At 60.6% G+C, this 25,018-nt stretch carries 21 protein-coding genes and 1 pseudogene; 12 read left to right on the top strand and 10 right to left on the bottom strand.

Annotation, left to right across the window (positions count from 1 at the left end):
* Nucleotides 1-6: 6 nt before the first annotated feature.
* Nucleotides 7-687 (bottom strand): annotated as a pseudogene (locus OKW40_RS23245) (transposase); the annotation flags it as partial.
* Between the two features lie 169 nt (nucleotides 688-856).
* On the opposite strand from OKW40_RS23245, the gene OKW40_RS23240 reads away from it, so the two are divergent.
* The 3 genes from OKW40_RS23240 (at nucleotide 857) to OKW40_RS23230 (ending at nucleotide 4,038) form a co-directional block, all read left to right on the top strand.
* A complete protein-coding gene (locus tag OKW40_RS23240) occupies nucleotides 857-1,078 on the top strand; it encodes a hypothetical protein (RefSeq protein WP_184062038.1) in 222 nt (73 codons plus the stop codon).
* A gap of 334 nt (nucleotides 1,079-1,412) precedes the next feature.
* Nucleotides 1,413-2,537: a mechanosensitive ion channel family protein gene (locus tag OKW40_RS23235; RefSeq protein WP_429491698.1), complete on the top strand. Its 1,125-nt coding sequence runs from the start codon at nucleotides 1,413-1,415 to the stop codon at nucleotides 2,535-2,537.
* Nucleotides 2,538-2,793: 256 nt separating this feature from the next.
* Nucleotides 2,794-4,038 (top strand): cation:proton antiporter, encoded by a 1,245-nt coding sequence (locus OKW40_RS23230; protein WP_187618878.1) that lies wholly within the window; start codon nucleotides 2,794-2,796, stop codon nucleotides 4,036-4,038.
* Between the two features lie 94 nt (nucleotides 4,039-4,132).
* Here OKW40_RS23230 and OKW40_RS23225 read toward each other — a convergent pair whose 3' ends face one another.
* On the bottom strand, nucleotides 4,133-5,737 hold the full coding sequence (locus OKW40_RS23225; RefSeq protein ID WP_429491696.1) for a peptidoglycan D,D-transpeptidase FtsI family protein: 1,605 nt from the start codon (nucleotides 5,735-5,737) through the stop codon (nucleotides 4,133-4,135).
* Between the two features lie 342 nt (nucleotides 5,738-6,079).
* On the opposite strand from OKW40_RS23225, the gene OKW40_RS23220 reads away from it, so the two are divergent.
* Nucleotides 6,080-7,330, top strand: coding sequence for an IS256 family transposase (locus OKW40_RS23220; protein WP_429491694.1), 1,251 nt, complete (start codon nucleotides 6,080-6,082; stop codon nucleotides 7,328-7,330).
* Between the two features lie 483 nt (nucleotides 7,331-7,813).
* On the opposite strand, the gene OKW40_RS23215 is transcribed toward OKW40_RS23220, so the two are convergent.
* Entirely contained in the window at nucleotides 7,814-8,848 is a 1,035-nt protein-coding gene (locus OKW40_RS23215; RefSeq protein ID WP_429488503.1) for an IS630 family transposase, read from the bottom strand.
* 63 nt (nucleotides 8,849-8,911) lie between these two features.
* Here OKW40_RS23215 and OKW40_RS23210 point away from each other — a divergent pair, with 63 nt between their 5' ends.
* Complete coding sequence (locus OKW40_RS23210; protein WP_429491692.1) at nucleotides 8,912-9,391, top strand: BspC domain-containing protein; 480 nt, start codon at nucleotides 8,912-8,914, stop codon at nucleotides 9,389-9,391.
* 67 nt (nucleotides 9,392-9,458) lie between these two features.
* The gene (locus OKW40_RS23205) at nucleotides 9,459-10,619 is read left to right on the top strand and encodes an IS30 family transposase (RefSeq protein WP_429488392.1); all 1,161 of its coding nucleotides are present in this window, start codon (nucleotides 9,459-9,461) and stop codon (nucleotides 10,617-10,619) included.
* Nucleotides 10,620-10,694: 75 nt separating this feature from the next.
* Here the strand turns inward: OKW40_RS23205 and OKW40_RS23200 are convergent, their stop codons facing one another.
* The 6 genes from OKW40_RS23200 to OKW40_RS23175 form a co-directional block, all read right to left on the bottom strand.
* Nucleotides 10,695-10,817 carry a hypothetical protein gene (locus tag OKW40_RS23200; protein ID WP_311734824.1) on the bottom strand — a complete coding sequence of 41 codons (123 nt, stop codon included), beginning with the start codon at nucleotides 10,815-10,817 and terminating at the stop codon, nucleotides 10,695-10,697.
* A 161-nt stretch (nucleotides 10,818-10,978) separates the two neighbouring features.
* Nucleotides 10,979-12,559 (bottom strand): IS66 family transposase, encoded by a 1,581-nt coding sequence (tnpC, locus tag OKW40_RS23195; RefSeq protein WP_429488555.1) that lies wholly within the window; start codon nucleotides 12,557-12,559, stop codon nucleotides 10,979-10,981.
* A 30-nt stretch (nucleotides 12,560-12,589) separates the two neighbouring features.
* Nucleotides 12,590-12,946: an IS66 family insertion sequence element accessory protein TnpB gene (gene tnpB, locus OKW40_RS23190; protein ID WP_090812353.1), complete on the bottom strand. Its 357-nt coding sequence runs from the start codon at nucleotides 12,944-12,946 to the stop codon at nucleotides 12,590-12,592.
* Entirely contained in the window at nucleotides 12,922-13,491 is a 570-nt protein-coding gene (locus OKW40_RS23185; protein WP_429491690.1) for a transposase, read from the bottom strand. The genes tnpB and OKW40_RS23185 overlap by 25 nt, the downstream gene beginning before the upstream one ends.
* A gap of 489 nt (nucleotides 13,492-13,980) precedes the next feature.
* Nucleotides 13,981-14,730: a peptidase S11 gene (locus tag OKW40_RS23180; RefSeq protein WP_429491688.1), complete on the bottom strand. Its 750-nt coding sequence runs from the start codon at nucleotides 14,728-14,730 to the stop codon at nucleotides 13,981-13,983.
* Nucleotides 14,731-15,569: 839 nt separating this feature from the next.
* Complete coding sequence (locus tag OKW40_RS23175) at nucleotides 15,570-15,869, bottom strand: group II intron maturase-specific domain-containing protein (RefSeq protein WP_429492039.1); 300 nt, start codon at nucleotides 15,867-15,869, stop codon at nucleotides 15,570-15,572.
* A gap of 255 nt (nucleotides 15,870-16,124) precedes the next feature.
* On the opposite strand from OKW40_RS23175, the gene OKW40_RS23170 reads away from it, so the two are divergent.
* Entirely contained in the window at nucleotides 16,125-16,553 is a 429-nt protein-coding gene (locus OKW40_RS23170) for a hypothetical protein (protein ID WP_429491686.1), read from the top strand.
* A gap of 90 nt (nucleotides 16,554-16,643) precedes the next feature.
* Here OKW40_RS23170 and OKW40_RS23165 read toward each other — a convergent pair whose 3' ends face one another.
* Complete coding sequence (locus OKW40_RS23165; protein WP_184002781.1) at nucleotides 16,644-17,621, bottom strand: IS5 family transposase; 978 nt, start codon at nucleotides 17,619-17,621, stop codon at nucleotides 16,644-16,646.
* 158 nt (nucleotides 17,622-17,779) lie between these two features.
* Here OKW40_RS23165 and OKW40_RS23160 point away from each other — a divergent pair, with 158 nt between their 5' ends.
* From OKW40_RS23160 to OKW40_RS23140, 5 genes are all read left to right on the top strand, one after another.
* Complete coding sequence (locus OKW40_RS23160; RefSeq protein ID WP_429491684.1) at nucleotides 17,780-18,277, top strand: hypothetical protein; 498 nt, start codon at nucleotides 17,780-17,782, stop codon at nucleotides 18,275-18,277.
* A gap of 10 nt (nucleotides 18,278-18,287) precedes the next feature.
* Nucleotides 18,288-18,785: a hypothetical protein gene (locus tag OKW40_RS23155; protein ID WP_184062043.1), complete on the top strand. Its 498-nt coding sequence runs from the start codon at nucleotides 18,288-18,290 to the stop codon at nucleotides 18,783-18,785.
* A 431-nt stretch (nucleotides 18,786-19,216) separates the two neighbouring features.
* Nucleotides 19,217-20,062 carry an IclR family transcriptional regulator gene (locus tag OKW40_RS23150; protein ID WP_184062044.1) on the top strand — a complete coding sequence of 282 codons (846 nt, stop codon included), beginning with the start codon at nucleotides 19,217-19,219 and terminating at the stop codon, nucleotides 20,060-20,062.
* Between the two features lie 433 nt (nucleotides 20,063-20,495).
* Nucleotides 20,496-21,857: an MdtA/MuxA family multidrug efflux RND transporter periplasmic adaptor subunit gene (locus OKW40_RS23145; protein WP_429491682.1), complete on the top strand. Its 1,362-nt coding sequence runs from the start codon at nucleotides 20,496-20,498 to the stop codon at nucleotides 21,855-21,857.
* A gap of 23 nt (nucleotides 21,858-21,880) precedes the next feature.
* Nucleotides 21,881-25,015, top strand: a complete 3,135-nt coding sequence (locus tag OKW40_RS23140) for an MdtB/MuxB family multidrug efflux RND transporter permease subunit (protein ID WP_429491680.1) — start codon at nucleotides 21,881-21,883, stop codon at nucleotides 25,013-25,015.
* Nucleotides 25,016-25,018 lie beyond the last annotated feature (3 nt).

The following is a 25,018-nucleotide window of genomic DNA, read 5'->3' as shown; positions in this document are numbered from 1 at the left end:
CCGGCACAGATCAAGCAACACGTCGCGCCATGCGTCCTTCGATTCGTGATAGCCGTCGGCGATCGCCACGCGCTCCTTCGTTCCATCCGGCTTCACGCCGATGATGACCAGCAGGCACTGGCCGTCAGAATCGTCAGTGCGCAGTCCGGTATGAATGCCGTCGGCCCACCAGTAAAACCAGCGCGCGCCTGACAGGTCACGCCGGTTCCATAGCAGGTGCTCCTCGGCCCATTGCGCCTTCAGGCGGCTGACCACGTTCGGTGAAAGCCCTTTAGCCTGTTCACCCAGGAGCACGCTGAGCGCCTCACTCATGTTGCCGGTCGATACGCCGCGCAGATAGAGCCACGGCAATGCCGCCGACACACGTGGTGACTTGCGGATGTATGGCGGCACAATGTTCGAATTGAACTTCACTCCCGAGCCTGAGCGGTCGCGTACCTTCGGTACCTTGACCGGAACCGGACCGATCGCCGTGACGACCTCACGCGCCGGCAGATAGCCGTTGCGCACTACGGCGCGCCGGCCGTCGAGCGTCTTCACGTTCCCGTACTGTTCGAGCAATGTCGCCAATTCTGCCTCGATCGCTTGCTGGATGATCTGTCGCGCGCCTTGCTGGATCAGCTCATCAAGGCTGCCGACGCCTGCTGCTGCTTTACCGTCGTTCGTTTCTTCCGTAAGCTTCTTCATGGTGGTGGATTCCGGTTCGCTGGTTCGTTACTCTCGACAAGCAACATTCTCAGCTAACCGCCACCGCCTTCTCAAATCCCCGCCTCATCCCCATACACCACTTCTGACGATAACTCATCAGACTGATTGCGTGACAACTGATGTAACAAACGAATGTTGAGGTGCCGCGATGCAGTACAACTACGGAACATTTCACATCGATTGCCGGGCGCACCGCGCTAACGATGGTCGCTACGTTGCGAGAGCCAGAATCAGTCGAGGACCGGGCGACGCGGAAGACCGCGTCGAAACGCATGATTCAGGTGATATCGATTCGTTCGCCGACGAGGCCGATGCCATATCTTGCGCGAAAGCGTGGGCTATCAAATGGTGCGACGAAAACTGGGACTGAGCCGCGCACGGCGGTTCCGCATACTTGACGATGGAGACCGACATGGCTGAGCGGCGAGAGCAGCTTGACGAGTACAACGGCTTCGTCGTGCTGGCCAAACCAGCCTGAACGCATCGAGTTTCTCAGGAAATGCACGACACTGGATTTCTGAAGAGGTGAGCCGGACGAGCGCCCGGGCCGCGCCAGATCGAGTCAACGGGGAATGCGCATCCACGCCACCGACTCGAGCTAATTGGGGAACTATCTTCCTGGAGGCCTGACAGACTGGTACGAGCGCTTACACCGCTCACGTCTTTGAGTTCCGTCACGCGGAATCAATTGGAGAGGAAAATCGATGAAAAAGTGGCTCGACCTGAACGCGTTTCTGGGTATCCCTGCCAGCGAGTGGGTCTATGCGGCGATCGCGACCATCGTCAGCTACCTGGCGTTGATCTATCTGCTGAAGTTCGCCATCACGCGCCTTTCGATGCTGTCCCAACGAACGTCAACCCGTCTCGACGATATGCTGGTTCAGGTCATTGAAGGCACGCACCGGCTTACGCTACTCGCGGCAGCAGCGCTGGTCGGCACGAAGTTTCTGACATTGCCGGACAGGTGGGACGCCCGTCTTGGCCATCTCTGGTTTCTCATCATCGGTTTTCAGCTGGCCCTGTGGATAAACCGTGGCGTGACGCTATGGACCGAGAGGCGGCTGGAAGCGACAGAGAGGCTCGCCCACAATCCGGTCATCACGACCATGCTGTCGTGGACGTTGCGCGCGCTGCTGTGGTCCGTTCTTATGCTGGCGGTGCTCGCCAACATGGGCGTGAACATCACCGCGTTTGTCGCGAGCCTGGGTGTGGGTGGTGTTGCCGTCGCACTCGCGGTACAAAGCATTCTGAGTGATCTTTTCGCATCGCTGGCCATCGGACTCGACAAGCCATTCGAGATTGGCGACTTCATCGTCTTCGGTGAGATTGCCGGGAGCATCGAGCACATCGGACTCAAGACCACGCGCATCCGGAGTCTGAGTGGAGAACAGATCGTTTGCAGCAATACCGAACTGCTGAAAAACACGATTCACAACTACAAGCGAATGGCCGAGCGGCGCATTCTGTTTAATTTCGGGGTGACATACGATGCGAGTCCCGAGCAATTGCGCGCCGTTCCTGCCATGGTACAGAAGGCAGTCGAATCCGCCGGAAAGACCCGCTTTGATCGTGCGCACTTCAAGGGGTTCGGCGACAGCTCGCTCGATTTCGAAGTCGTGTATTACGTCACCGATCCCGCCTACAACCTGTACATGGACATACAGCAGGGAATCAATCTCGAGTTGATGACGCAATTGGGTAGACGGGGTATTGAATTCGCTTTCCCGACGCGCACGCTCCACGTCGTGAACAGGCAACAGGCGGAGGACGGTGCGAAGAGGTCATCGTTCGCACCGCACGCGGAATTGGCTACTCGAGAGGCACAATAAACGCTTCCGAATACCGCCCGGGCCGTTCCTGAGCGTGTTTGGGTTAATGCCTGGGACAGGATTTCAGGCGCCTGGCTGCCCCACGCGTCTGCCGGATGACCTGTTTGGCAACCGCGCATACTCCCGTTTCCCAAGGCACGGCTGGAGTCCGGATGCAGAAAATTCAACATAGATTTCCCGTGCGAATCCGATCACATGATCCAGCGCCGCTGGTCCGCTCAATCCAGCCCAGAACCTTCATCCCCCACCACGCCGCATGCTCGATATCATTGCAATCTGTCTGGTCGTCACCGCGCTACTGGCGTATGTGAATCACCGCTTTCTGAGGCTTCCGACGACGATCGGCGTCATGGTAACGGCGCTCGGACTCTCCCTTGCGATCGTTGGACTGGACAAGCTTGGCGTCGCGCACGGTTTGCGCGTTGCAGAAGAGCATCTCGTCAATTCGATCAATTTCAGTGAGGTGCTTCTGCAAGGCATGCTGTCGCTTTTGCTGTTCGCCGGCGCGATGCATGTGGATTTACGCAAGCTGAAGGCTTTCCGGACCCAGATCATCAGTCTGGCTGTGCTCAGTACGGCGACCTCCACGCTGCTGATCGGATTCGCGATGTGGAAACTGCTCCCCCTTTGCGGAGTCGAACTCGCGCTGCCCTTCTGCCTGCTGTTCGGCGCCCTGATTTCGCCGACGGACCCCGTCGCGGTGATCGGCATCCTGAAGTCCGCAGGCGCGCCCGAAGGCCTGAAGGTGGTCATTACTGGAGAGTCGCTCTTCAACGACGGCGTCGGGGTCGTGCTTTTCTCTCTGCTGCTCACGATGGCCAGCACGGGCGTCACTCCATCCGTCCAGACGGGGTTGGCTGCATTTATCCTGGAAGCCGGCGGCGGCCTGCTATTCGGCGGCGTCGTAGGCTATCTGACATATCGGCTGCTCAAAAGCGTCGACCATTACCAGGTCGAAGTCCTGATGACGCTCGCATCGGTGATCGGCGGCTACGCGCTCGCTAATCATCTGCATGTCTCCGGGCCACTCGCCATGGTGGTTGCGGGCGTGATGATCGGCAACCGCGGCCGCGCCGATGCGATGTCCGAGACGACCCGGCGATACGTGGACATGTTCTGGGAGTTGATCGATGAGATTCTGAATGCCGTTCTTTTTGTATTGATTGGCATGGAGGTTCTGCTCGTCGAGTTCCCCGGCAGGATACTACTCGCTGGCGCCGGTGCGGCACTGGTCGCACTGCTCGCGCGACTGGTGTCGGTGGGACTGCCTGTCATGCTTCTTGGGCGGGCGTCCCGGCTACCGAAAGGAGCGTGGAGCGTGCTTACATGGGGCGGGCTGCGTGGTGGCATTTCCGTTGCACTGGCACTATCGATTCAGCCTGGACCGGGGCGCGACATCGTCCTCGCGTTGACGTACTGTGTGGTCGTTTCGTCGATCCTGGGTCAGGGGCTCACGGTTGGCTGGATTATCCGTCGGGCAGCAGGCGTCAAGGAAGAATGAAAACGGTCCGTATGCGGTGGCCAGTTACGACAAAAGGATTGCCAGGCGTCGACCGCTAACGACAGCGCGTGAGACGCGATCTCGAGCATATCGTCTATGTGACCGGCCCTGGATTGTCCTGCACAAATTGTGCGCCAGGATCATCAGGCGTCACGCCCAGAAGATTCATGGTCTTCGCCGCGATATCCGAGAAGGCAGGTCCTGCGACTGCGCCGCCGAAATGCGAGCCCACGTGGGGCCGGTCGATCGACACCGCGATGATCACCCTCGGATGTTGTGCCGGGACAATCCCAACGAACGACGCCCGATACTGACTGCGGTCGTAGCCGCGCGCGGTCCAACGATATGCGGTTCCGGTCTTGCCTGCGGCCGTATAGCCCGGTACGGCTGCCTGTGGTGCTGTACCGTCCTCGGACACCACGGACTCAAGCATGGTGAGCACTTCCGCCGCGACGCGTGGCGAATAAACGCGTCGACCATGCGCCGGCATACCATGTCGCGGATGAATCGTAGCGGGTACAAACAGACCTTCATTGCCGAATACCGTGTACATCTGCGCCAGTTGCAGCAACGATGCGGACAGACCGTAGCCGTACGACATCGTTGCCTGCTCGATCCGCCGCCAGTTCTGGTAAGGACGCAGCGTGCCGGTTGCCGCGCCCGGCAACCCCGCGCGCGGCGCCCGACCCAGCCCGACAGCATGGAAGTTGTTCCACATGTCGTGTGGCTTCATCAGCAGCGCGATTTTTGTCGTGCCCACGTTGCTTGACTTCTGCAGGACGCCGCTAACCGTCAAAGTGCCGAAGTCCTTGTCGTCGTGAATCACGGCCCCGTCGAGTCGCAGCCTTCCACCGTTGGTCGGTACCACGGAGCGAGGCGATACCTCATTGCGTTGCAACGCCAGTGCGATCGTCAGGGGCTTCATGACCGAGCCCGGCTCGAACACATCGGTGACAGCGTGGTTGCGGACAGCATCGCCCGCTCTGCCGCGGCGGGTATTCGGATCGAAACTCGGCCAGTTTGCCATTGCGAGAATCTCGCCAGTATGTGCATCCAGAACGATCGCCGAGCCTGAGTGAGCATCGGTGCGCTCAACGGCGTCACCCAGCGCCTTGAACGTCGCATACTGGATCGGCTGATCAATGGTGAGCTGCACGTCCTCGCCAGCAACGGGTGGTTGCAACGCAAGTGTTTCGATGACCTGCCCTCTGGCGTTTCGCAGCACGCGGCGACTTCCATTGCGACCGGTCAGTAGGCGATTATCGACTTTTTCAATGCCCTCCAGACCATTACCGTCGACGCCAGCGAAACCGGTGACATGCGCCACAATGCTGCCTTCCGGATAGTAGCGACGGTAATCTGGTTGGGCATAAACGCCCGGCACATCGAGAAGCATCGCCCGCTGCGCAACATCCAGGGGCACCTGCCGCTTGAGGTAGACAAATGATTTGTGGGACGCCGCCATTGCGCCGATCCGGTCCGCGTCAATGTCGAGCAACTTACCCAGTGCAGATGCCTGGTCGGACGAAACCGTGTCCGCACCGTCCGCATCCAGCCATAACGTGCGCGTCGGAAGGCTGACCGCCAGCGCTCTCCCGTCGCGGTCGAGAATGCGTCCACGCGTCGCATGAATGCTGAACTCGCGCACCTGTCGAAGTTCCCCCTGCTTCTGATAAAACCTATCGTTGATCCCCTGCACCCACGCCGCTCGCGCAGCGAGGACGAGAAACCCCAATGAGAAAGCCGCTCCCAGCGCGTGCGAACGCCAACGCGGCAGCACATGTGGTCTAGTCGAAATTGGCGAAAAATTGATGGACCTGGAGCGGAAACGCATTGAGTGATTTCAGAGGAGATGACCTTCACCACCTGGACGGGAACGACCGCCAACATGAGCAGTACGAGGAAGCATCGGAGCCTAGGATCTCCAAAATACTAGCACGAGCCCCTCTGCGCTCGATCTCTACCGCACACAGCCTTGAGGGTGTAAAAAGTTTTGTGTAAACGGTCATTTGGCAGGAGACTGCCAGCAACAGGAGCATAGATGACCGTAGCGAAACGCAATAAAAGAGAGAAACCCGATGCTGAACTCGTCAAGCTGGCAGACAGCCTGCTGGCGAATTACCAGAAGCCGGAAGACCTGATAGGCGAGAACGGCCTGCTCAAGCAGCTTACCAAGATGCTGGTGGAGCGTGCGTTAGAGACGGAGATGTCCGAACACCTGGGCCATGGCAAAAGCGAAACGGTGACCAATGCCACGGGCAACACCCGTAATGGCCATAGCGCCAAGACGCTGCAGGGGGAGTTTGGCGAGTTGCCGCTCAATATCCCGCGCGACCGTCAGGGGGCGTTCGAGCCGAAGCTGGTGGAGCGCCATCAGACGCGCTGGACGGGCTTCGACGACAAGATCATTTCGCTGTATGCGCGTGGCCTGAGCGTGCGCGAGATCCAGGGGCACCTGGAAGAAATGTACGGCACGGAGGTCTCGCCGACGCTGATCTCGGCGGTCACCGACGCCGTCAGTGATGAGGTGAAGGTCTGGCAGGCCCGTGCGCTCGACGCGCTTTATCCGATTGTCTATCTCGACTGCATTCACGTCAAAGTGCGCGACAGCGGCGCGGTGCGGACCAAGGCGGTGTACCTGGCCATCGGCGTGAACATGGCCGGCCACAAGGAAGTCCTGGGACTGTGGATCGCCCAGACCGAGGGGGCCAAGTTCTGGCTGCAGGTGGTCACTGAGCTGAAGACGCGCGGCGTGCAGGACATCTTTATCGCCTGCGTCGACGGGCTTAAAGGCTTTCCTGAAGCCATTGAAGCGGTCTACCCAAAAGCGGCCGTGCAACTGTGCATCGTGCATATGGTGCGCAACAGCCTGAACTTCGTGCCGTGGAAAATGCAGCAGGAAGTCGCCGCCGACCTGAAGACGATTTACACTTCATCGACCGTCGAGATGGCCGAACAGATGCTGGGCACCTTCGAGGCCAGGTGGGACAAGGACTATCCGTCCATCGGACAGAGCTGGCGACGCAACTGGGCACGTGTGATTCCGTTCTTCGATTACCCACCGGAGATCAGGAAGGTGATCTACACCACGAATGCCATAGAATCGATCAACATGAGCCTGCGCAAGGTGATCAAGACCCGCAGCTCGTTCCCGACCGATGAGGCCGTCACCAAGCTGTTTTACCTGGCCCTGAACAACATCAGCAAGAAGTGGACGATGCCGATCCGCGACTGGAAGGCCGCACTGAACCGCTTCACGATCCAGTTCGAAGAGCGGCTGGTGCCGGGTTAAACCTCAACCCGTTTACACAAAATTCCGGACACCCCCACAGCCTTTCACAAACGACATATAGATGTGATCTGTCGACCGTTCCTGAAAGAACTGCACGCGAGTGCGCCCCATTGCGCGAGCTACCGTCACGCCAACGGGTACGCCACGAAAGAAAGTCTTACCTTGCAATCGCACACCCTCCCCGGAGCGCGAACGGTGCAATTTGCGCGTGCTACGCTTCCAGCGTTCGGTGATGCATTCGACCACGGATGACACGTCCAGCTCAGTCGCGCCCGAGTAAATGGGTGCACCTTCAAACACATCATGCGTTCGTGAACACGATATGAGCATGGCGCATCCAAATGCCGCGGCAAGCATCCAGTTCCTTCTCGTTCGGCGGTGATGCGAGTATCGCTCCGCTCCGGCAATCCCGACTCGCAGCACTGCTGCGCAATTGTCGTGGGCATCCCCGCTTCGGGCAAAGCGTGCAGAAAGCCGGTTTACTCACAGGTCAATAATATAGCGGACAGATTGATGCCTAAAAAATGAGCGAACAAGGCACGGATCGCGGCGAATTTGTGAAAGCTGCTCGTGAATTTTTGAGCCCAACTTTTCACCTTTTCGAAGTGGGCGCCGCGCGACGCCGGTGCGCTTGACGTGACTCCACACCAGTTCATCTGGATTCAGGTCCGGTGCGTAACCGGGCAGGAAATGCAAAGTCAACTTGCCCTGCGTACTGGCGACATAGTCCTTAACGATGGCTTTCTTATGTGCTGGCAATCCGTCAACGATCAGATGAACCGCTCTTTTCCGGTTGAACATCAACTTCCTGAGCAGTTCCACGAACAGCTCACCGCTAAGTGCCCCTTCATAGGTTGCAAACCAAAACGCACCCTTCGAATTAACAGCGGACGCGGCGCTCATGCTTTGCCGTTCGCCGGGCCGCTCGACCACCGGCGTCTCACCGCGCGGCGCCCACGTCCTGCCATGCACCGAGTCAGCACGGAAGCCCGATTCGTCCCAGAAGAAGATGTCTGCCTTCTGCTCACGAGCCTGCCTGGCAATGCTCGGATAGGTGTCTCGCTGCCAACGCTCGATAGCTTCCGGGTCACGCTGATAAGCACGCTGCAACGGCTTTTGCGGCGTCAGGTTCAGACGCGCGAGCATCGCGCCGATCGAAGCCAGACTGAGCGTGACGTCGAATCTCTGTCGTACCAGTTCACGAACCAGGTTGCGCGTCCACAGACCAAAATCAAACCCGTACTGCATTGGATTCTTGCCATTAACCCAGCGCATTACCCGTTGCTCCTGCGTCGCAGTGAGCGTACGTGGGCGACCCGTGCCTTTGGTCGATCGCAGCGCTCGCACACCATGACCACGCCCCCGCGCCTGCGCCCTGATCTTGTACGCCCACGAGCGATGCATCCCAAATGACGCAGCAACATCATTTGGATGCTCGCCTTCAGCCATACGCTGAACTGCAAGAATACGCATCTCTTCGAGCGTGTTGTGAGCCAGGATGCGGCCATCTCGTTTCATGGGCGAATGCTCTCATTAGCTATCGCTCAAGAATAGTCCATTTGTCCGCAAAATTCCTGACTTATGAGTAAGGCTGCGTGTATACTCACGGTTTGTTGCCCGATGGATAAGTGCCCCCTGCGGGCTTGCTACCGAATGAAGGTCATCACCAGTCTTTTTTTTCTCGTCGTATGTTGCTGGACCTATCACCTGGCTCATGCGCAACCGAAACCCTCACCACTAGCCGACTACGCCTTTCTCAGACGCATCCATGTTCGCGAAGCGGTCGTAAATTGCATCGCGGCGTTCGACCAATGGGTTCGAACCGGGCAGCGCTACGATTCAATTATCGTCTCGGCAGGCAATGCGTTACACGCAAGAGTATTGCCCGGGAGAGGCGCGCAAGAATCAGGGCAATCGGCAACACTCGATGCAACGGTAGATATGCCTGCAGTCGCCAAGCTTCGACAAAAGTATGTGTGGATTCCTGTCACGGCTTCCTGTGGTGTCTGGAAGAAGCACGTCGTTTCCTTTTCACTTAGGCCTAGAGAGCGACGCCCATAAAGCGCAGGCGGATTCAACCGGTGGATGCAACACACTGAAGACTGCGCAAGCAGTGGGAGTGTTGCAGATGAAACAGCGACGCCGGATTTACTACAGCGAGAAGCAGAAAGCGCTGATGTGGGAACGTTGGCGGAAGGGAGAGTCTCTCCAGAAGATCGCCCAGCTTTTTGACCGGAACCACTCGTCTGTACAGGGGATTCTGGCTGAGACAGGTGGAATCCAGCCACCACAAAGGCATCGATCGGGATTGGCATTGACGCTGGAGGAGCGCGAAGAGATCTCACGGGCACTTGCGGCCGACGATTCGATCCAGTCAATCGCCATGCGACTTTCGCGAGCTCCCTCCACCATCTGTCGTGAGATCAAACGTAACAGCGGCCCGGACGGCTATCGGGCAAGCCACGCCGATCAGCTCGCGTGGGATCGCGCGCAGCGACCCAAAGCCTGTAAACTGGTTGAGCACCGGATGTTGGCGCACATCGTGGCAGCCAAGCTACAACTGCAGTGGTCACCGCAGCAGATCGCCGGATGGCTCAGACGCGCGTACCCAGACAACGAGGACTACCACGTGTCCCACGAGACAATCTATCGTTCTCTCTTCATACAGGCCCGTGGAGCCCTGAAGAAGGAGTTGCTGGAGCACCTGCGGCGCACCCGGGCCATGCGCCGTTCGCGCCATCACACGCTAAAGACGGAGGATCACGGCAGGATTCGTGACACCGTATCGATCAGCGAACGCCCGGCTAGCGTTGAAGACCGCGCGGTACCGGGCCACTGGGAAGGTGATCTGCTGTGCGGTAGCGGCAGCAGCCAGATTGCGACGCTCGTCGAGCGCCAGACACGCTATGTCATGCTGGTGAAGATAGCCAGCAAGGACAGCGAAACGGTCATCAATGCGCTCATCAAACATGCCAGCAAGTTACCGCAGGAACTCTACAAGTCGCTCACCTGGGATCGGGGGACGGAGATGGCCGGGCACAAGCGCTTCACCGTCGCCACCGACATTGCCGTCTACTTCTGCGACCCGCAACATCCCTGGCAGCGTGGGTCGAATGAGAACACGAATGGACTATTGAGGCAGTACTTCCCGAAAGGTACCGATCTGTCAGTGTATTCGCAGGCCAAACTCAACGCTGTGGCAAGACGACTGAACGAGCGTCCAAGAAAGACACTGGACTACGAGACGCCCGCCGAACGATTCCAGCAAACTATTGCATCCACCGGTTGAATCCGCCGCACGCTGGCTGCCGTTGCACCCGAAGCTTTTAACGACTTTACTGGTAGTCATGCTTGTCCGAGCGCGTCAGCGCGATTGGCAAGGCGTCTGCAGCAAAACGAATGCTACGCACGCCGTAGCGGTCGGAAGAATGGGGCTGGCCAGCAGCCAGAGGGCACTGACGGATTCGTCAGAAAATCCCCCTCGCACAAGGATGATCTCGGCCGGACTGGGTGCGTTGGCGATGACCGTTAGCCCTCCCCCCGATCACCGCGCTTGCAACCAGCAGATATCTTGCTTCGTACGCGATCCATTGACGACACCCCTCAGAGTAAGGGCGCGGTTCTCATGAGATGTGGTACAGGGCTCAGTCAGCGGAGATCGATGGGCATCTTCCAGGGCAAGAGCGCGTCGTAGTCGTCGACGGTCTGTGCCAGCGGGAGACGCTGTAACAGCCAGGTGAGATAGCGATACGGATCAATGCTGTTCGCCTTGCAGGTTTCGACCAGTGAGTAGAGATTGGCGCTCGCGTTTGCGCCATCGACGGTGTCAGCAAACAACCAGCCGCGGCGTCCCAGGCAGAACGGGCGAATGGAATTTTCGCAAGGGTTGTTCGATATGGGCCAGTTGCCGTCTTCAACGTAACGGATCAGCTTCGGCCACTGCCCGTGCAGATAGGTCAGCGCCTTGCCGAGCAGACTGTTGGGGACGACGCCAGGCGAGTGCTCAAGCATCAGCTTTTCGATAACATCGAGTACGCACGCGCTGTATCGTCGCCGCAATCGCTGTCGTCGCCCAGCCGTCCACGTCTGGCTTCGCGCTTCGGCCGCGAACAGTTTTCCGATCAGGCTGATGAAGCGTGTCGCGAGCAGATCGGGCGGGCGCGCTGCTTTGGGGACATTGTCTTCCGCCTTCACAAAGTACCGTCTTGCGTGCGTCCAGCATCCGAGGTGCACGAGCTGGTACTGTTCAGCGATGCCGTTGTAGGGTTCGTATCCATCGGTCATCAGGGCGGCACCTTTACGGACACCGGCAAACAGCCTGTCAGCCAGCCTGGCGCCACGACCAGGCGTATAGGTGAAGCAACGGATGGGGATGCCCGAACCGGTCATCTGCGCCCACAGATAGCTTTTCGTTTGCGGCTTTCGCCCTTGCTCCTTCAGGACCTGGAACGTCGTCTCGTCGCCGTAGATCAGTTCGGCATCGAGCAGCGCATCGCGCATCAGGTTGATGACGGGTTGCGTCGCAAGACCGACGCGGACCATGCTCGCGGCAATCGTGTTCGACGAGATGTCGCCGCCGAAGCGACGCAGCAGACCGGCCAGGCGATAGAGCGGCATGCCGAACTGGTACTTGCCGGTGGCGATCCACGCGAGCGCCGATTCACTCAGCAGCCCACGCGGGATGATACGGGGCGGTGCCGGCGTAACCTTGATGCCGAGATCGCAACATGGGCAGGCGTACTTGATACGCTGATGCTGGGTGACTCGCAACTGCTCGGGAATGACATTGAGCTGCTCACTGATCTCGACGCCGATCTCGACGAGCGCGTGTCCGTCGTGATCGCAGAAGCGCTCTGCCTCAGGGAGTTCGTGTCGCACGACATCACGCGGCAGATTGGGATCGAGAGGCTTGCGGTGGCCGCGCTTCTTGCGCTTGTGGGCCGCGACCTCGGTTCCGGGGGTATCTTCCTGCGCGGGAGTGGCGTTCGCGCCGAGCGCTTCGGCTTCGTTGAACAGGCCGAACTGGTCCGAGGCGCGCGCTTCGCTTTTCGCGCCAAACAGTTCGCGACGGTAAGCGCGCAGTCGTTCCTCGGCGAGATCGCGCTCAGCTGTCACGAGGCGCAGTGCGCTGCGAACCTCCTCATGATCGCGCTGAAGCGAACCATAGGCCTCTCGCATCGCGAGCAGTGCCTTGAGTTCGTCGGCGTCGATGATCACGTTGATCGGCATACCGCTTAGACCGGCACGCCGGTGACGTGTTCAGCTCACGCGTGCGTAATCTCGACTGGGATGTCGCTGGACTGCGGCAATGTCGATGCCCTCGATAAGCCAGTGCAGCTGCTCGACGCTCAGTGTCGCGACCCGGTTCGCGCTGTCAGGCCACACGAAGCGATCGTTTGCCTCGAGTCTCTTGAGCATGAGCCAGAAACCGTTGCCTTGCCAGCCCAGGATCTTGATGCGATCGCATCTCCGGTTGGTAAACACATAGAGCGAGGAATCCATCGGGTTCAAATGCATGGCCTGCTCCACGAGAATCGACAGGCTGTTCATGCCATACCGGAAGTCGACGGGTTCCCGATGCAGGTAGACCTTCAGGCCTTCGTCGAACCGGAACACGGCATCCTCCCCAGCATCTGGACCACGGTGGTCAGTTCGTCGATGCTCGCCTCGCCGAGATCAAACTCGACGCCGTTGGACAGTCGCACATGCAGTGCGAGCGTCAGCGATGGCGATGGTGACGGTGACGGTGACGGCGGTGCGGTTGGCCGTGCTGGTGGTGCTGCAACGACAGGCACGAATGCCGTGGGCGAGGCGACAGGTGGGGAGCGTTTGCGCGAACCCGGGATGTCAATGGGCGCGCCATCAATCACCGCGAGCGCGCCCTCCAGTACGATTTCCTCCGGGGCATGTGGACGTTCCTGTTCGCCGGTAGCATCATCCTGCGATGCCGGCGAGATGCCTTTCTCGCGCTCCAGCAGGTACTTCGTGATCCACTTGCGTAGCAGGTTGGCGTTGATCCCGTGCTCCTGCGCCAGGCGGGCAACCGACACGCCAGAACGCAGCGCTTCCTCAACGAGCGCACGCTTGCCTTTATCGTCGTAACGACGGCGACCGTCGCTGCTGCGTCGAACTACTCTTAACTCTGGATCTTTGTCAGCCATAGGTGTCCACCTCCGAATAGGTGGACACCTATGCTCCTCGCTCCTGTCCCCAGCGGCTAGACGCCGAAAATGGATCGCTTACCTTGCTTCATGCGATAGCCTGCCGCCGATCTCGTGCCCGTTGTCCTAGCCGACGCTCGCATTCTTTCCTTGACGCTCTGTCAAATTAGCCATCACTCGCCGGGAAGCCGATAACGTCACGTGGTCGATCGAAGATTCGGATACCGCGAAGCTGCGAACCTCAGGCACCTAACATAGTCAGCGACCAGCGTTCGATCCTTCAACAACATCGCAATCCGGGCGTGCGGCAAAAATCCACCTGCCGTCGCTAGCTCGCGAAACTTGTTTCATTGACACACCGCTGGAATAACGATTCGATCGCCGACCCGAGCTGTGAGGCCGCCGCGCAAAACCGCGCAAATCAGTCAACGGTGGGCGTTGCGAAACCCAACCTCGGCGACGGACGCAACGCCCCAGCGCGTTGCGCGCTCAGCGGTGGCGCATGGTTCGGATCCAGCGCCGCAGCTCGATCGCGTCCTGAAAGTGCGCGGGCGGATTCGGAGCGCCGAGCAGCACGATCACCATCATGTGTCCGCTCACCGGCGTCATCACGATCAGGCAATGACCGGCCTCGTTCGTAAAGCCTGTTTTTTGCAGCGCAACGTGCCATGACGCGCGATGCACGAGCGGATCGGTGTTGTGATACATCAGCGGGCCGTCGCCGCCAAGAACGACTTGCCTATGGGACGTCGAATACGCTTGTATCTTCGGATACCGGTACGCGGCGCTTGCGAGTTTCACCAGATCGCGCGCGCTCGATACGTTCTGCGGCGACAGTCCGGTCGGATCGACGAAATGGCTGTGAGTCATGTGCAGACGCCGCGCCTTGCGATTCATCGCTTTGACAAAGCCGGCACGTCCGCCCGAATAATCACGGCTCAGCGCAAATGCCGCGCGATTCTCCGACGACATCAGCGCGATATGCAGCATCGTTCGACGCAGCAGCAGCGAGCCGACCGGCAGGCGCGAGCGCGACCACTTCAAGCGGTCGACATCGGCGTCCGTGATGCGTGACGGCTTGACCAGCGAGCGTTTCGAGTCGATCACCACCATTGCGGTCAGAAGTTTGGTCAACGACGCGATCGGGAGGCGCTGATCCGCGTGCTTCATATACAGCGCGCGCCCGGTCGTCAGATCGACGACCATCGCAGCGCGCGCGAGCACCGCGGGTTTCGCCACGACGCGTTTGATATGACGGGCGCGCGCCATCGCGGGACCGGCGAATAAGGAGAACAAAACCAGGATCAGGATGCACGCACGCATGTCCCGACGCTCACGAAACATCTGCCGGACGTATTGCCTGCTGCGCGAGCCGGGCGCGACCGGTCCGTGGCAGCGGGAGTGGCGGCGAGCAAAGCGCCGGCGCATCCGTCGCGTGGACGCAAGGGGTCGAACGGAAAAACAGGAGTTTGCCGGTGCGTGCTGCCGGCACTTCGAATGTGGGAAAACTCATGAAGGAACGGCGGGAAGCGGTGATATTGAACGACGGCGACTTGGCTCGCGTGCCGTCACGAATGAAGAGAGGCCGGACCCGATGCCAACTTTGCATGGCCACGCCCGCCACGCTCATTCGCGCTACGCACGCGTCGCGAAGCTCGGGCTTGTTCGGATACCGCTGTCGGTGCGCTTGCCCAACATCTGTCCGCATGCCTTCGGGGCGACCGTGTCTTCGGAGGGGTAACCGTAGAGATCGAAACTTAAGCGAAACTTAAAACGTCAATCGATTCACAGGGTCGGCACCGCGAAAGCGAAGCCCGGGGTCAAGCGTGAGAACTCAGTAATGGTCAGCGTGCGCGTTCCGCAACCGGCCCGGACGGTCCGCCGCGGCAGCGAGGTTGGTGATCGGGATCACTTGCCGCGAATATAGGACATTCCGAAAACAAAAGGATGCCCACTCGAGACCGGCGTGATCGGCGGGATCATTGTGGCTGGCTGTTATGAGGTGAGTAGACCCGGGGAGTTGCACCCCGAGTCTCTCGCAGAACCCAACGTGAGCCTCTCGACTCATTCGGCTCCCGTTATCCGACCGATACGCCAACGATACGCCAGTGGACAAACAACCTGAGGTGGGCGAACTTCATCTTGCGTAGCCATTCCGCACTACGTCGCTTGCGCTGCCGCAGCCTCCTGTACTTTCGTCGAGCCCACCGCATAAGCCATAGGTCGATGTAGCCGAAGAGGCTGTGCATCGCCACCCGGTAGAACGCCCCATAGTAGTTCCACCACCCTTGTATCGTCGTGTTGCATTGCTGCGCAGGTTCATCCAGCGTCGCCGATGTTCGTCGGTGTATTCGCCAACTTCGCACGTGCTGTCTCATCCGCTTTAAGGCATCGCTGCTCGCCGCTGGCAGAAAGCCAGTAAATCGCCGCTGGTGTTTGCTCAATGCCCCTCTCGGTCTAAACGTAAAACCGAGGAACGTAAACTGCACGTTCGGATAAGTGCCAGTGCGATTGCTGTCCTTGCGATACACGATCTTCGACTTCTCCGGATACATCATCAACCCAATCCAGATTGGGGAGTTGAGTGCGCTGCTGACGCTTGCTTGACATCACATCAGTATGAACAGGCTGCCTTGGGTTATTACAAGCTCGATGCAGCTGAGCCGAGGATCGCATCGAAGGTAGCGTACTGTGAATGGATGCTTGGCCACGACGAAGAGGCATTCGATCGCCTCATGTCGCTTGGCGAAGAACTTGACGCAGATGGTGTAGGCCTTCTGAGCGAGTTGATTCGTACTCGCTATGGTGACAAAAATCGTAGTGCACACATGGAGGCGATTTGGGCGCGCCTTAAGGTCGTTACGACGGCTGATTCCGTACCGCTTTTGGCTGCCGAGGCACGCGCACGTGGTTTGTGGCCTGGAGACGCTGAAAATCGCGAGCAGAGGCGCCGAGAAATCGAGAGGCTCCTTTCTCTTCACCCGACCAGTCAGCGCATTCGCCTAGAAGTTCTTAAGGCTACGCTGAAGAAGCCGCCGTTTTCGGCGACGGTTTGCTGCTGAATGTCGGAATGCGAGATCAGCGACGCGATTGGTTCGATTTTCTTGTCCTGAAGGGCCTTGCAAGCGGGTCTCTCGACCCACTTTGGCCCATCATGGACGCACCTGTGCCATGAGCCGCTCGCGGCTCATGTAGATGTTGCTCAACGCCAGTGCGGTGAAGGCGCGCGTGGCGTTCTTCGCCAGGCCGCGATAGCGCACCTTGACGAAGCCCCACAGCCGCTTGACCACCGCAAAGACGTGCTCGACCCGCGCACGTATCTTCGACTTGTTGCGGTTCTTCGAGCGTCTGGTGTCATCGACCTCACCACTTCGCCTGCGCACACGCTGGTTGGTAAAGTCCTTCGCTTGCGGTGCCTTGCTGGCGATGAGTTCCTTCTGGCTCGCATACGCGCTGTCACCGTACACACGCCGCTCGGCGCCATGCAGCAGAGCCGGCAGCGGATGCTTGTCATGCACGTTCGCAGCCGTCACTACCGCGCTGTGTGCCAGCCCCGTCTGACTATCCACGCCGATGTGCAGCTTCATGCCGAAGTACCACTGCTGGCCCTTCCTCGTCTGATGCATTTCGGGGTCTCGCGTCTTGTCCGCGTTCTTCGTGGAACTGGGCGCACCGATGATGGTGGCATCCACGATGGTGCCGGTGCCAACCTTCAGGCCGTGCCCTTGCAGTACCTCGCCGACCTTGGCGAACAACTGCTCGCCGAGCTTGTTGCGCTCCAGCAGCCGGCGAAACTTCAACAGCGTCGTGCCATCAGGAACGCGCTCGCGCCCCAGGTCAATCCCAACGAATCGCCGCAATGCGGTGCTGTCCAGCAGCGCTTCCTCGCAGGCTTCATCCGCCAGGTTGAACCAGTGCTGCACAAAGTGCATGCGCAGCATGCGCTCCAGGCCAACTGGCGGGCGCCCGCCTTGCCCCTTCGGATAGTGCGGCTCGACAACCTCGCACAACTGCGTCCACGGTACGATCTGCTCCATCGTCTCAAGGAACACATCACGTTTGGTTGGCCGACGGTACTGTTCGAATCCGGCGCCTTGATCGGCCGCCATCGCAAGGGTCTGTTGTTTCATCCGCATTTAACGTCTTACCGCCCAACGGCGTTGACCTTTTTCAGCGTAGCCTTAACGAGTTGCGATGCTCCGACTCTCCGGCTGAGGAACGATATGCATTGTTGCGCGGTTGGAACAGTAGCGACCTAATCCCGAGGTTCCAATGGGAATCTGCTTGTGTGGCTGCTGAAGTGCGAAAATTCGACGAGGCAATCGATTACCTCCGCCAACTGGAAAAGAGAGAGCGTCAGAGCGCACGCCCATCACAGAACCTACTTCTGAATATCGACCTCGCGCGGTGCGATATCACAGTTCGCTCTGCTGATGCTCCCGATTTATCTGGCTACGATGCAATTCTGAGCGGCACTACGCTCGACGGGGAAAATAGCGCGCGCGTTGTCCGTGCAGCACTTGCGGCCGCCTGCAGTTTCGCCCCGGAACGGGTTGCCGAGCTGTGCGATGGTTTGCTCAATGCACTCAAATCAACCGAGTATGGATTCCCGATCGATGCTTCAGCGCTGTTCAACGAGTCGTATCCCGTCAGTGGTCAAGAATGGGACGACTATGCCCATACTTGGCCGTGCGGCAACCTCTTTCCCCATCAAGATATTCTTCTCGCAACTACAAGGCCACGCGAACGCGTTCCTCCGCGCCGCTTTCGCCGCGTCAAAAATTAATGAAAACTATATGGACGACGATGTAGAACCGGAACTCCCAGCGGGATTCTGGGATGACATCGAAGCGCTTATTGGAAATAGCACGGGAGATGATTCTGAGCTCGGTGGCAAACTTTTGTCACTCCAAAATGCCGCTCGCGCGCATCGCCACCGTCCCAACAGGACTGCGTTAGGGCAGTCTTGGATAAAATCCGAGATACTTCGCAGCCCCGATGACTATGCCGTCACTTACGGATGGCTGACCCTGAAGGCAGCGACACGAACCGCCACCTCTGCACGGACCTTTCCTCTGGAGTTCTCAAGCAATTGCGCGATAGCGCAATTGAGGCGCCCCAAGCGTATGACTTGGTTGAACCACTCGTGGAAATCCGCATTCGCGCTCGTGATCTCGGCGTTGAGACAAAGTGCTCCGGTTTGCATCGCCGAGGCAGAGCACCAATCTATCACCATTAAAATTGGCGCATTGCACAATAAAAATACGCGTCGCCGCAGACTTTGTTGTATCTGAACCGCTCCCCCTTACTTCCCGCAAACTTTGTTGTGCTCCCATAACAACAAAAAAAAGCGTCACGTTGCCGTGACGCCTTAAAAAGTTCTAGCCATTCCGAGGGCCGTGCTAGAACCTGAGAGAAGATATTCGAAAGGCTCGAGCGCATTGGACGGGCAACCGATCCTGGATTTTAGGATTTTTCCGCTCGCGCGCACCAAAATGCAGCGGAGACAAGCGACTTTCGAAATGCGGTTCCATTTTTTATGGTTATGCTGACTAAGTCAAGCAAAAAGAAGTAGTCGACCATCGATCGGCAATTTCTTCCGATACAATGACTTTTCTTAAAAATGTATGAATGGGTGCCCCGGTTTGGAGATGTCCCTGCCTCTGTGAGCGGCCGTCAACAGGTTGTCCCACGAACAATTTGAAATGCTGTTCCATAAAAACGCATGAACCGATCCACTCCCAACCAACCCGTCGCCGCCAAGGTCCCCGCCAGCAAAGACCGAGACGGCCCGGGCGATGAAGTCACCGCGCTCGCGCGCGGCCTGACCGTACTGCGCGCCGTCGCCGCCGCGCACGCACCACTCAGCAATCGCGAACTCGCCGAGTTGACCGGCATCCCGAAGCCCACCGTGTCGCGCATCACCGCGACGCTCGTCGGCACCGGTTTTCTGCTGCGACTACCCGACAGCGAACGCTTCGTGCTGACCTCGTCGGTGCTCGAACTGAGCAACGGCTTTCTGCGCAACTTCGACATCCGCTCGCGCGCGCGGCCGTTTCTGATCGAACTCGCGGAACGCACCGCGTTGTCGGTGCATCTGGCGGTGCGCGACCGCTACGACATGGTCGTCATCGACGCGATCCGGCCGCGTTCGGCGGTGCTCGTGTCGCGACTCGAAATCGGCTCGCGCATGAGCTTGACGCGCACCGCCGTCGGCCGGGCGTACCTCGCCGCGCTCGCGCAACCGGACCGCGACCGTCTGCTGGTCGGCCTGCAGACGGCCGAAGGTGACGATTGGGGCTATATCGGCAGCCGTCTCGCAAGCGCGATCCAGGACACCCTCGAGCGCGGCTTCGCAATCGCCACCGGCGAGTGGTACAACGGGCTGAACGCGATCGCGCTCGGCTTCGTCGGGCCGTCGGGCGAGCGCTACGCGGTCAATTGCGGCGGCTCGGCCGACCAATGTCCGCGCGACTGGCTGATCGCGCGCGCCGCGCCCGCGCTGCTCGAATGCATCGACAAGATCGTGCTGGAGATCGGCGGCACGCCGGGGCGCCGGCTCGACGAATAAGCCGTCGGCGGCATCGGGCGCCAAACGGCGCCCCGCGCGGATCGAACGCGGCGCCAGCCGCCCGTGATCTGCGAGAGTGGCGACGGCGGCCCGCCCTCGCCCGACGATGCGCCGACATGCTGTAACCTTCGTAATCAACCGAAAAATACGCGGCTGGACTGTTACAGACGCCGCAACGTACGATCACGCATCCCGTCGCGGGACCGCGCGCCGCGAGCCGTGAGCGTCGTCGAACCGGCCGCGTCCAGCCGCGATGATTCCGCATTGCGTTAACATCTCTGTCCCGCGCCTCGGGTAGCATCGCGCTGAACATTGCGCGGCGCCCGCCGCCACGACCGCCTGACATGCCGCCCATGTGCCGGCCCACCGCCCTTCGAATGGCGGCGAGCGCATCGGCGGCTCACATCATCAAGCCAGCCACCCGACCGAACCGATGGACGAACAACAAAAGCACCCGGAAACCCAACGCCCTGCCGCTTCCCAGCCGTCCGCGAACGGCGCGCAATCGAGCGCCCCCGGCGCGGTGAAACGCCACCGTGGCCGCACCGTCGCGCTGATCGTCGCGGCGCTGGTCGTGCTCGGCGTCGTGCTGTGGCGTTGGCATCCGTGGGGCGGGCCCGGCAGCGGCGCGAGCGCGCCTGGTGCGGCGAGCGGCGCGCGCAGCGGCCGCTTCGGCCGCGGCGGCCCGAACGCGATGGCCAACATGGCGCAGCCGGTGCACGTCGCCGCCGCGACGCAGGGCGAGATGCCGGTCGTGCTGACTGCGCTCGGCACGGTCACGCCGCTCGCCACCGTCACCGTGCTGCCGCAACTGAGCGGCGTGCTGCAGGACGTCTATTTCAAGGAAGGCCAGATGGTCAAGAAGGGCGACGTACTGGCCCAGATCGACCCGCGCCCGTACGAAATTTCGCTGCGCAACGCCGAGGGCACGCTGGTGCGCGACGAGGCGCTGCTCGCCACCGCGCGTCTCGATCTGAAGCGCTATCAGACGCTGCTCACGCAGGACTCGATCGCGAGTCAGCAGGTCGACACGCAGGCGTCGCTGGTGCGGCAATACGAAGGCACGGTGAAGTCCGACCAGGCCAACATCGACAGCTTCAAGCTCGACCTCGTGTACGCGCGCATCACCGCGCCGGTGTCGGGACGCGTCGGTCTGCGTCAGGTCGACCCGGGCAACTACGTGACCTCGGGCCTCACCAACGGCATCGTCGTGATTACGCAGCTCGATCCGATCAGCGTGTTGTTCACGACTTCCGAAGACAATCTGCAGCAGATCATCCAGCACACGCAGAACGGCGAGTCGCTGTCGGCCACCGCGTACGACCGCAGCAACACGCATCCGCTCGAAGTCGGCTCGCTAAAGACGATGGACAATCAGATCGACACGACCACCGGCACGATCAAACTGCGCGCGATCTTCGAGAACAAGGACAACGGCCTGTTCCCGAACCAGTTCGTCAACACTCGCCTGCTCGTCGATACGATCAGGAACGCGGTGATCGTGCCGACCTCGGCGGTGCTCAACGGCTCGATGGGTACCTTCGTGTACGTCGTGAAGCCCGACAACACGGTCACCGTGCGCCAGGTCAAGGTCGGCCCGGTCGACGGCGAGCGCACCAGCATCCAGTCGGGCCTCGCGGTCGGCGAGCGCGTCGTGATCGACGGTTCGGACCGGCTGCGCGAAGGCGCGAAGATCACGATTCCGGCCGAGCGGCCGCGTGGCGCGTCCGGCGCATCGGCCGCATCCGGCGCGCACGCGCATCGCGGCCGGCACGCGGCGCAAGCATCGCAATAAAGTAAAGGCACGGCACTTACCGCATGAATCCATCCCGCGCTTTTATTCTGCGTCCTGTCGGCACCGCGCTGCTGATGGCGGCGATCATGCTGGTCGGCCTCGTCGCGCTGCGCTTTCTGCCGCTGTCCGCGCTGCCCGAGGTCGACTATCCGACGATCCAGGTGCAGACCTTCTATCCGGGCGCGAGCCCGGACGTGATGACGTCGTCCGTGACGGCGCCGCTCGAGAGGCAATTCGGGCAGATGCCGTCGCTGAACCAGATGTCGTCGCAAAGCTCGGCCGGCTCGTCGATCATCACGCTGCAGTTCAGCCTCGACCTGCCGCTCGACATCGCCGAGCAGGAGGTCCAGGCGGCGATCAACGCGGCGGGCAACCTGCTGCCGTCCGACCTGCCCGCGCCGCCGATCTACGCGAAGGTCAACCCGGCCGACGCGCCGATCATCACGCTCGCGATCACGTCGAAGACACTGCCGCTCACGCAGGTGCAGGATCTCGCCGACACGCGTCTCGCGCAGAAGATTTCGCAGGTCGCCGGGGTGGGTCTCGTGAGCCTGTCGGGCGGCCAGCGCCCGGCGATCCGCATTCAGGCGAATCCGCGCGCGCTCGCCGCGTACGGCCTGAATCTCGACGACCTGCGCACCACCGTCTCGAACCTGAACGTCAATACGCCGAAGGGCAATTTCGACGGTCCGACGCGCAACTACACGATCAACTCGAACGACCAGTTGACCGACGCCGACGAATACAAGAGCGCCGTGGTCGCGTACAAGAGCGGCCGTCCGGTGATGCTGACCGACGTCGCGAGCATCGTGGCGGGACCGGAGAATACGAAGCTCGGCGCGTGGGTCGACAACACGCCCGCGATCATCCTGAACGTGCAGCGCCAGCCAGGCGCGAACGTGATCCAGGTAGTCGACAGCATCAAGGCGCTGCTGCCGCAGTTGCAGCAGTCGCTGCCCGCCGCGCTCGACGTCGAGGTCGTCACCGACCGCACCACGACGATCCGCGCGTCGGTGCGCGACGTGCAGTTCGAACTGGCGATGTCGGTCGTGCTGGTCGTGCTGGTGATGTACCTGTTCCTCGCCAACATCTACGCGACGATCATTCCGAGCCTGTCGGTGCCGCTGTCGCTGATCGGCACGCTCGCGGTGATGTACCTGTGCGGCTTCTCGCTCGACAACCTCTCGCTGATGGCACTGACCATCGCCACCGGCTTCGTCGTCGACGACGCGATCGTGATGATCGAGAACATCGCGCGCTACGTCGAGCAAGGCGACACGGCGCTCGAAGCCGCGCTGAAGGGCTCGAAGCAGATCGGCTTCACGATCATTTCGCTGACGGTCTCGCTGATCGCGGTGCTGATTCCGCTGCTCTTCATGGGCGACGTGGTCGGGCGCCTGTTCCACGAATTCGCGATCACGCTCGCGGTGACGATCGTCATCTCCGCGGTCGTGTCGCTGACGCTCGTGCCGATGATGTGCGCGAAGCTGTTGCGCCACACGCCGCCGCACGACAGTCACCGTTTCGAGGCGAAGGCGCACCGCTTCATCGACTGGGTGATCGCGCGCTACGCGGTCGCGCTCACGTGGGTGCTGAACCGTCAGCGCTCCACGCTGGTCGTCGCGGTGCTCACGCTGGTGCTGACCGGCCTGCTGTACGTGTACGTGCCGAAGGGCTTCTTCCCGGTGCAGGACACCGGCGTGATCCAGGCGATCACGCAGATGCCGCAGTCGGTGTCGTTCGCATCGATGGCCGAGCGTCAGCAGGCGCTCGCCGACCAGATCCTGAAGAACCCGGACGTCGAAAGCCTGACCTCGTTCATCGGCGTGGACGGCAGCAACATCACGCTGAACAGCGGCCGCATGCTGATCAACCTGAAGCCGCGCGACGACCGCAGCAATACCGCGAGCGAGGTGATCCGCCAGTTGCAGAAAGACGTCGCGCATATTCCGGGCGCGTCGCTGTACATGCAGCCGGTGCAGGACCTGACGATCGACTCGACCGTCAGCCCGACGCAGTATCAGTTCATGCTGACCGATCCGAACATCAGCGAATTCACCACGTGGGTGCCGAAGCTGGTCGACCGGTTGAAGCAGTCGCCCGAGCTCGCGGACGTCGCAACCAATCTGCAGGACAACGGCCGCTCGGTGTTCATCGAGATCGACCGCGCGACCGCCGCGCGCTTCGGCATCACACCGGCCACGATCGACAACGCGTTGTACGACGCGTTCGGCCAGCGCATCATTTCGACGATCTTCACGCAGTCGAACCAGTACCGCGTGATTCTCGAAGCGCAGCCGACGATGCAGCACTACACCACGTCGCTGAACTCGATCTACCTGCCCTCTTCCACGTCGACGGGCGGCCAGGTGCCGCTGTCGTCGATCGCGAAGTTCATCGAGCAACCCGCGCCGCTGCTGGTCACGCACCTGAGCCAGTTCCCGGCCACCACGGTGTCGTTCAACCTCGCGCCGGGTTCGTCGCTCGGCGCGGCGGTCAAGTCGATCCAGCAGGCCGAGAAGGACGTCGGTCTGCCCGCGTCGTTCCAGACGCGCTTCCAGGGCGCGGCGCTCGCGTTCCAGGCATCGCTCGCCAACGAGCTGTTCCTGATCCTCGCGGCGATCGTCACGATGTACATCGTGCTCGGCGTGCTGTACGAGAGCTTCATCCATCCGATCACGATTCTGTCGACGCTGCCGTCGGCCGGCGTCGGCGCGCTGCTCGCGCTGCTGATCACCGGCCACGATCTCGACATCATCGGCATCATCGGCATCGTGCTGCTGATCGGTATCGTGAAGAAGAACGCGATCATGATGATCGACTTCGCGCTCTACGCCGAGCGCGAGGAAGGCAAGCCGCCGCGCGAGGCGATCTACCAGGCGTGTCTGCTGCGCTTCCGGCCGATCCTGATGACCACGCTCGCCGCGCTGCTCGGCGCGCTGCCGCTGATGCTCGGCACCGGCGCGGGCTCGGAGCTGCGCCGGCCGCTCGGTATCGCGATCGCCGGCGGCCTGATCGTGAGCCAACTGCTGACCCTGTTCACGACGCCGGTGATCTACCTCGCGTTCGATTCGCTCGGCCGCCGGTTGCGCGAGCGCTTTAACCGCGGCGATTCGTCCGGTAGCGCCACGCCGCCCGCCACCGATGCAGGGAACTGAGCG

Origin of the sequence: Paraburkholderia sp. RAU6.4a, from assembly GCF_050435625.1 — a bacterium.
GTDB classification, from domain to species: domain Bacteria; phylum Pseudomonadota; class Gammaproteobacteria; order Burkholderiales; family Burkholderiaceae; genus Paraburkholderia; species Paraburkholderia tuberum.
This window is presented reverse-complemented; position numbering and strand designations above follow the sequence as displayed.

What these genes read in the sequence shown, in the direction of transcription:
- OKW40_RS23215 (WP_429488503.1), bottom strand. Translation starts at nt 8,848, where the DNA reads ATGAAACGAGATGGCCGCATCCTGGCTCACAACACGCTCGAAGAGATG.
- OKW40_RS23235 (WP_429491698.1), top strand. Translation starts at nt 1,413, where the DNA reads ATGAAAAAGTGGCTCGACCTGAACGCGTTTCTGGGTATCCCTGCCAGC.
- OKW40_RS23220 (WP_429491694.1), top strand. Translation starts at nt 6,080, where the DNA reads ATGACCGTAGCGAAACGCAATAAAAGAGAGAAACCCGATGCTGAACTC.
- OKW40_RS23185 (WP_429491690.1), bottom strand. Translation starts at nt 13,491, where the DNA reads ATGGCTGACAAAGATCCAGAGTTAAGAGTAGTTCGACGCAGCAGCGAC.
- OKW40_RS23145 (WP_429491682.1), top strand. Translation starts at nt 20,496, where the DNA reads ATGGACGAACAACAAAAGCACCCGGAAACCCAACGCCCTGCCGCTTCC.
- OKW40_RS23165 (WP_184002781.1), bottom strand. Translation starts at nt 17,621, where the DNA reads ATGAAACAACAGACCCTTGCGATGGCGGCCGATCAAGGCGCCGGATTC.
- OKW40_RS23240 (WP_184062038.1), top strand. Translation starts at nt 857, where the DNA reads ATGCAGTACAACTACGGAACATTTCACATCGATTGCCGGGCGCACCGC.
- OKW40_RS23175 (WP_429492039.1), bottom strand. Translation starts at nt 15,869, where the DNA reads ATGAGACAGCACGTGCGAAGTTGGCGAATACACCGACGAACATCGGCG.
- tnpC (WP_429488555.1), bottom strand. Translation starts at nt 12,559, where the DNA reads ATGCCGATCAACGTGATCATCGACGCCGACGAACTCAAGGCACTGCTC.
- OKW40_RS23210 (WP_429491692.1), top strand. Translation starts at nt 8,912, where the DNA reads ATGAGTAAGGCTGCGTGTATACTCACGGTTTGTTGCCCGATGGATAAG.
- OKW40_RS23230 (WP_187618878.1), top strand. Translation starts at nt 2,794, where the DNA reads ATGCTCGATATCATTGCAATCTGTCTGGTCGTCACCGCGCTACTGGCG.
- OKW40_RS23150 (WP_184062044.1), top strand. Translation starts at nt 19,217, where the DNA reads ATGAACCGATCCACTCCCAACCAACCCGTCGCCGCCAAGGTCCCCGCC.
- OKW40_RS23140 (WP_429491680.1), top strand. Translation starts at nt 21,881, where the DNA reads ATGAATCCATCCCGCGCTTTTATTCTGCGTCCTGTCGGCACCGCGCTG.
- OKW40_RS23205 (WP_429488392.1), top strand. Translation starts at nt 9,459, where the DNA reads ATGAAACAGCGACGCCGGATTTACTACAGCGAGAAGCAGAAAGCGCTG.
- OKW40_RS23155 (WP_184062043.1), top strand. Translation starts at nt 18,288, where the DNA reads ATGGACGACGATGTAGAACCGGAACTCCCAGCGGGATTCTGGGATGAC.